2 protein-coding genes are annotated in these 2,020 nt (G+C 65.4%); both read left to right on the top strand.

What is annotated here, in order from left to right; translation table 11 throughout:
• The first annotated feature begins 135 nt into the window (after positions 1 to 135).
• Positions 136 to 942 (top strand): SDR family oxidoreductase, encoded by an 807-nt coding sequence (locus tag A9X05_RS21390; protein ID WP_231972860.1) that lies wholly within the window; start codon positions 136 to 138, stop codon positions 940 to 942.
• Positions 943 to 964: 22 nt separating this feature from the next.
• On the top strand, positions 965 to 2,020 hold a 1,056-nt coding region (locus A9X05_RS21385; protein ID WP_067783953.1), incomplete at its 3' end, for a DUF427 domain-containing protein.

The following is a 2,020-nucleotide window of genomic DNA, read 5'->3' as shown; positions in this document are numbered from 1 at the left end:
CCCAGACGTTCGACATGTCCAAGCCGGACACTGTCCGGCGCTACGTGGAAACGTTCGCCATCAACGGGCTTCGCTGAAGGACTGAGCGGCGTCGCTCAACTAAACAATAGATGTACTATTGTTCTCCGATGTCGAATGGCTTTCGACACTGGATTCTCGATCGGTGGTCAGCGCATGGGCGAACGGACATTGGCCGGCAAGCGGGTCGTGGTGGTGGGCGCATCGGCCGGGATCGGGCGGGCGTTCGCCGTCCGTGCCGGCAAGGAGGGCGCCGACCTGCTCATCGCGGCGCGCCGACGAGACCGTCTCGACGAGGTCGCCGCCGATGCCGGCTGCGGCGCGGCCATCAGCGCGGATGTGCGTAACGCTGACGATTGCGCGCGGCTCGCCGATATGGCCCGAGCGAGCCTTGGTGAAATCGACCTGCTGTTCATCTCGGTGGGGTACGCGCCCTTGAGAATGTTCGCCGACACTTCCGTCGACGATTGGACGGACGTGATGCAGACCAATGTCGTCGGTGTGCATCAAGTCATCAAGTGCTGCCTGCCGGTGCTCGCGCCCGCCGCGATCGTCAGCGCCCTGTCCTCCGAAACCGTCGGCCAGCCACGGACCGCGTTGGGCGCCTATTCCTCCAGCAAGGCCGCGCTATCAGAAAGCCTGAATGCCTGGCGCACTGAGCATCCCGGCTTTCGCTACTGCTGTGTCACCGTGGGTGGCACCGTTCCGACGGAGTTCACCGCGGCGTTCGACCCCGGGCTGCTCGGCGTGGTCGTGCAAGATTGGGTGGCGCGCGGCCTCTTGCAAGAGACATTGATGTCGCCCGCCGACGTCGCCGACATGCTGGCGGGAACGTTCGCCAGCGCTTTGAACTTTCCCGCCGTCGGCCTCGAGCAGCTCGTAATTCGTCCACCGTCGTCGCCGCGTCGCGCCGTGACGGTATGAGGCCGGCGACGAGAGGGTAGTGATGCCAACGCAAGTCGAGTCGGCGTGGCCCGATTACCCCGATTACCGGATCGAGGCGACCCCGTGTCCATACCGGGGTCAGGTGTGGTTTGGTGACATGCTCGTTGCCCAGAGCGACCGGTGCCTCGTGGTGACCGAGACCGACCACGAGGACCGCTTGTACTTTCCCGAATCCGACGTGCGGTGGGAGTTGTTCCGCCCGTCGGATCACAGCACCGTCTGCCCTTTCAAGGGCCGGGCGAGTTACTGGAGCCTTGACGGGGCGGATTCCGGCGTCGAGAACGTCGTGTGGGCCTACCGCACCCCGTTGCCAGAGGTCGCAGCGATTGCGGGACACGTCTGTTTCTACGACGACGCGCTGCGGGTGGTCGTCGTCGAAGAGTGGCCGGACGGCTCAAAGATCCCTGCGACGTTCCCGCTATGGGGAGACGCCGACGAGCTGTGCAGAATCATCGACGTGCAGCAGGTATCCGAAAGCGGGTTCGTCGGGCCAGCGCACGGGCCGACGCGTCGCAATGTCGTCGAGGGTGGCCAGCTGCTCGGCGAGGCGATCGTCGCGGCGTCGAAAGCGCTTCCCGGGCAACGAATCACGTCGGCATCGATGATCTTCGCCAAAGCGGCTTCATTCGACGCGCCCGTGGACCTGTCCGTCGATGTGCTTCGCAGGGGCAGATCGTTTTCATCGGCCGAAATACGCATCAGCCAGGGCGGGGTGCTGCGTAGTGCGGGCTTGGTGCTTGCGGACTCGGGAGCCGGCGACGTCATGCGGCACGTCGAGGCCATGCCGGCCGTTCCGGGGCCCGACGAGGCGGTGTCGTTTCCTGGCTTCGGGATGACCGGCCGCGAGATCCGGGTGGTCGATGGGGCTTACGATCCGGATCCCGATCGGGTGGGCCCGCCGATCATCAACGTGTGGGTGCGATTCCGCGATGCGCCGCCGACCCCTTACCTGCAGACGGCGTTGCTGGCCCAGTCGACGACGCATTGGACTATCGCCGCGGGTATGTTGCCGCATCCGGGTTTGGGCGAAGCCCGCGCGCATGCCACCTTGTCGACC

Source organism: Mycobacterium sp. E3298 (assembly GCF_001666895.1).
Lineage (GTDB): Bacteria > Actinomycetota > Actinomycetes > Mycobacteriales > Mycobacteriaceae > Mycobacterium.
Note: the sequence above shows the minus strand (reverse complement) of the source record. Positions and strands in the feature narration are given on the sequence as shown.